This window comes from Xanthomonas sp. SHU 308 (genome assembly GCF_000364645.1).
In the GTDB taxonomy this organism is placed as follows: domain Bacteria; phylum Pseudomonadota; class Gammaproteobacteria; order Xanthomonadales; family Xanthomonadaceae; genus Xanthomonas_A; species Xanthomonas_A sontii.
Map to the genome: position 1 here is coordinate 1 of NZ_AQOK01000599.1, position 4,269 is coordinate 4,269.

Consider the following 4,269-nt stretch of genomic DNA (forward strand, 5'->3'; position numbering starts at 1 on the left):
CGGCGTGCGGAAGGTGCGGGCGCGGCCGGGTTCGCGGCGGCGCAGGACCAGCATGCAGGCGGCCACGGCGATGAAGGCGGCCAGGGTGCCGGCATTGGCCAGCGCGGCGATCTCGTCCAGTCGCGCCACGCCGGCCAGCGCCGCCACCAGCGCCGCGGTGAACAGCGTGGTCGCCACCGGCGTGCCGGTACGCGCGTTGACCTTGGACAGCCCGCGCGGCAGCAGGCCGTCGCGCGACATCACGAAGAAGATCCGGCTCTGACCGTACAGGAACGCCAGCAGCACGGTGGGCAGCGCGATCACCGCGACCACGCCGATCGCCGCCGCTGCCTTGCCGTGGCCGAGTTCGCGCAGGATCAGCGCCAGCGGCTCGGCGCTGGCGCCGAACACGTCGTAGCGCATCGCGCCGACCGCGGCCAGCGCCACCAGGATGTAGATCAGGGTGCAGCCGATCATCGAACCGACGATGCCGATCGCCAGGTCGCGCTTGGGGTTCTTGGTTTCCTCGGCGGCGGGGGAGATCGCATCGAAGCCGTAGAAGGCGAAGAAGATGATCGCCGCCGCGGCCATCACCCCGTGCGCGACGCCGTCGGCGCCGACCGTCTTGGGGAAGCCGTAGGGCATGAACGGGTGCAGGTTGGCGCTCTGGAACGCCGGCAGCGCCACCGCCACGAAGATGCCCAGGGCGATCAGCTTCAGCACCACCAGCACCGCGTTGAGCGTGGCGCTCTCCTTGGTGCCGGCCATCAGCAGGCCGGCCACGGCGAAGGTGATCAGCACCGCCGGCAGGTTGACGATGCCGCCGGCGTGCGGGCCGGCGGTCAGCGCCGCCGGCAGGTTCAGGTCCATGCCGGTCTGCGCACTGGCCCAGTGCAGGAAGCCGACGAAGTAGCCGGACCAGCCCACCGCCACCGTGCTGACCACCAGCGAGTACTCCAGGATCAGGCTCCAGCCCACCACCCAGGCGATCGCTTCGCCCAGCGCGACGTAGCTGTAGGTGTAGGCGCTGCCAGCGGCCGGCATCATCGTCGCCATCTCCGCATAGGCCAGCGCGGCGCAGGCGCAGATCGCCCCGGCCACCGCGAACGACACCAGCACCGCCGGCCCGGCCAGCTGCGCGCCGACGCCGATCAAGGTGTAGATGCCGGTGCCGACGATCGCACCGATGCCCAGCGCCACCAGATGCGGCCAGCTCAGCGAGGGCACCAGCCGGCGGCCGGCCTCGTGGACGGTGACCAGGTCGAGCGACTTGCGCCGGAACAGGAACGACATGCGGGCCTCGGGGTGCGGAAGTGACAAGCCCGGCAGTGTCGCCGAATGCGGTGCAGCAAAGCTACGCCTGTGGCGCGGTATGGCACGGCGCTTGTGGAGGTCGATGCGAAGCGCAAGTCAGGCCTTATCGAGCGGAGACCGCTCGCTCTCTGTCTCGTAGCAGCGGCGTCAGCCGCGACGGGCTTTCCCGATGAAGCCCGTCGCGGCAGAAGCCGCTGCTGCGGAATAACGGTGCGTTAGGACCTGTTCCGCCGCGCCCGGCAATCGTGGGTTCTCGCAACCGACCTACCGCCCCAGCCGCTCCGCCAGCCGCACCAGCTCGGCCAGCGAACCGACCTCCAGCTTGCGCATCGCATTGCCGCGGCGCACCTTCACCGTGATCTCGCTGAGCTGCAGCCGCGCCGCCACCTGCTTGTTCAACAGGCCCTGCACCACCAGCTCCACCACCTCGCGTTCGCCGGCGCTCAGCCGCGCCCAGCGCGCCTGCAGTTCCGCCTGCGCCGCATCGGCGGCGCGCCGCGCGCGGTCGCGGGCGATGCCCTGGCCGATCGCATCGAGCAGGTCCTGGTCGCGGAACGGCTTGGTCAGGAACTCGATCGCGCCGTTCTTCATCGCTTCCACGCTCATCGGGATGTCGCCGTGGCCGGTGATGAAGATGGTCGGCAGCGCCAGCCCGGCCTCGTGCATGTTGCGGTGGAAGTCCATGCCGCTCTGCCCGGGCATGCGGATGTCCAGCACCAGGCAGCTCGGCGCGTCGGCGCGCGGATGCGCCAGGAAGTCGCGGGTCGAGGCGAAGGCGTGCACCTGCAGGTCCACCGAGGCGAACAGGTCTTCCAGCGCGGCGCGGATCGAGGCGTCGTCGTCGATCAGGTACACCACCGGGCGTGCGGTCGCGTCATTCATGGCGTGGCTCCGCCGGCGCTGGGCAAGCACACGCAGAACACCGCGCCGCGCGGCCGCCCGGGTTCGGCCCAGATGCGCCCGCCGCCGGCCTCGACGATGCTGCGGCTGATGCTCAGGCCGATGCCGATGCCGCCCTGCTTGGTGGTCCAGAACGCATCGAACAGATGCGCCTGCGCCTGCGCGGACAGGCCTTCGCCGCTGTCGGCCACGCTCAGCCGCACCGAACGCGCGTCCTCGCGCTCGGTGACGATGCGCAACTCACGCTGCGCCGGCGGCGTGGCGGCCATCGCCTCGATCGCGTTGAGCAGCAGGTTGCCGATCACCTGCTGGATCTGCACCGGGTCGGCCGACACCGGCGGCAGCAGCGCCGACAGTTCGGTGTGCACGCTCACCGCGCTGCGCTCCAGTTCGCCCTGCGACAACGCCAGCACTTCGGTCACCGCGGCATTGAGGTCGAAGGCGCGCTGCTGCGGCGCCTCGCCCCGGGTCAGGCTGCGCACCCGCGCGATCACTTCGCCGGCGCGTTCGGCGTCGGCGATGATGCGCGCCAGCGCCGCGCGCGCCTTGTCCAGGTTCGGCGGCTGCTGGTCGAGCCAGCGCTGGCAGGCGTTGCCGCTGGTGACGATAGCCGCCAGCGGCTGGTTGACCTCGTGCGCGATCGAGGCGGTCAGGCTGCCCAGGCTGCGTACCCGCGCCAGCCGCAGCAACTGCGCCTGCGCCGCGTGCGCGGCGGCCTTGGCCCGCTCCATGCGCACCGCGATGGAGGCGGTGACCGCCACCACCACGATGCTGATCGCCGAGTTGATCACGCCGACGTGGTAGGCCCCGGCATGCGTGAGATGGAAGCTGAGCACGACCAGCACTACGCAGATGCCCGCCAGCACGCCCAGCCCGGCCGGGGCCAGCAAGCGCACCGCGCCGAGGATCGCCACGGTGTAGAACAGCGCCGCCGCCACCGCGTAGTCGGTGACCGTGTCGGCGACGAAGATCGCACCCAGTGCCAGGCCCAGCGCGACCAGGCCGAGCAGGCGGCGATGCGGCGGCAGCGGCTTGAACCAGGCGATCATCGGCGGCGTGGCATCGGAAGGAAGAGGTCAGACATGGCCGGGTCAGGCTTCGGCGCCGGCGTTCCAGAACGCCTGTTGTACACCGGGTTCGCCCTCCAGGCGTTGCACCACCGCATCCAGTTCCTCGGCGCGCACCGCGGTGGCGTACAGGGTGGCGGCGATCTCCACGTCCCGCTGCCCGAACGGATGCTGCTCGACCTCGCGCGCCGGATAGTGCGCCTCCTCCAGCAGTTCGATCAGCCGCTCGCGCACATCGCCGTGCACCTCGCGCGCGCAGATCGCATAGAACATGTAGGTGGCTTCCAGCGAGGACTCCTTCAGCGGATGCCGGTTGATCCGGTTCACCATCGGCCGCAGCAGGGTATTGCTGAGCAGCACGAACATGGCCGCCAGCACCGCCTCGGCGACCAGCCCGGCACCGGCGCAGGCGCCGACCGCGCCCGACCCCCACAACGTCGCCGCAGTATTGAGCCCGGTGACGTTGGCGCCTTCCTTCATGATCGCGCCGGCGCCGAGGAAGCCGATGCCCGAGACCACGTAGGCCACCACCTGCACCGCACCCTGGGTGCCGCCGTGGATCTCGAACAGGCGGTCGCCGAGCGAGACGAAGATCGCCGCGCCGACCGCGACCAGGGTGTTGGTGCGCAGCCCGGCGGTGCGCTGGCGCACCTGGCGCTCGAAGCCGATGATCGCGCCGAGCACGAAGGCGGCGGTGAGGCTCACCAGGGTGTCGAGCAGCGAGCCGAGATTGAACAGACGCAGTGCTTCCATCAGGGCGCGTTCCGGTAGGTGGGGGGAGCGAGCATGGCGGCTCCGGGGAAGGGAGTGGGCGGGGACGGGGGCCGATGATGCCGCGGCGAGATGGCAGCGCGCATCGTGGCGACGGACAGATGCGGCTCAGCGCACCCCGGGCCACCACGCCAGCGCGGCATGCAGCCAGTGCGCGGCCGGGGCGTTCGCCCCGGCGTCGTGCAGGCGCCGCTGCGCCGCATGCGGCAAGCGCGCGCGGACCCGGATGCGGTCGGCG

4 protein-coding genes are annotated in these 4,269 nt (G+C 71.2%); all 4 read right to left on the reverse strand.

Translation table 11 applies throughout. The annotated features are described in order from the left end of the window. The coding region (locus D588_RS0117155) for an amino acid permease (protein WP_017916854.1) at window positions 1-1,272 on the reverse strand (1,272 nt) is incomplete at its 3' end. 285 nt (window positions 1,273-1,557) lie between these two features. Next, entirely contained in the window at window positions 1,558-2,175 is a 618-nt protein-coding gene (locus D588_RS0117160) for a response regulator (protein WP_017912890.1), read from the reverse strand. Further along, window positions 2,172-3,242 (reverse strand): ATP-binding protein, encoded by a 1,071-nt coding sequence (locus D588_RS0117165; protein ID WP_017916855.1) that lies wholly within the window; start codon window positions 3,240-3,242, stop codon window positions 2,172-2,174. Before D588_RS0117165 ends, D588_RS0117160 begins: the two co-directional genes overlap by 4 nt. 42 nt (window positions 3,243-3,284) lie before the next feature. After that, complete coding sequence (locus D588_RS0117170) at window positions 3,285-4,013, reverse strand: MgtC/SapB family protein (protein ID WP_017916856.1); 729 nt, start codon at window positions 4,011-4,013, stop codon at window positions 3,285-3,287. Between the last annotated feature and the right edge of the window lie 256 nt (window positions 4,014-4,269).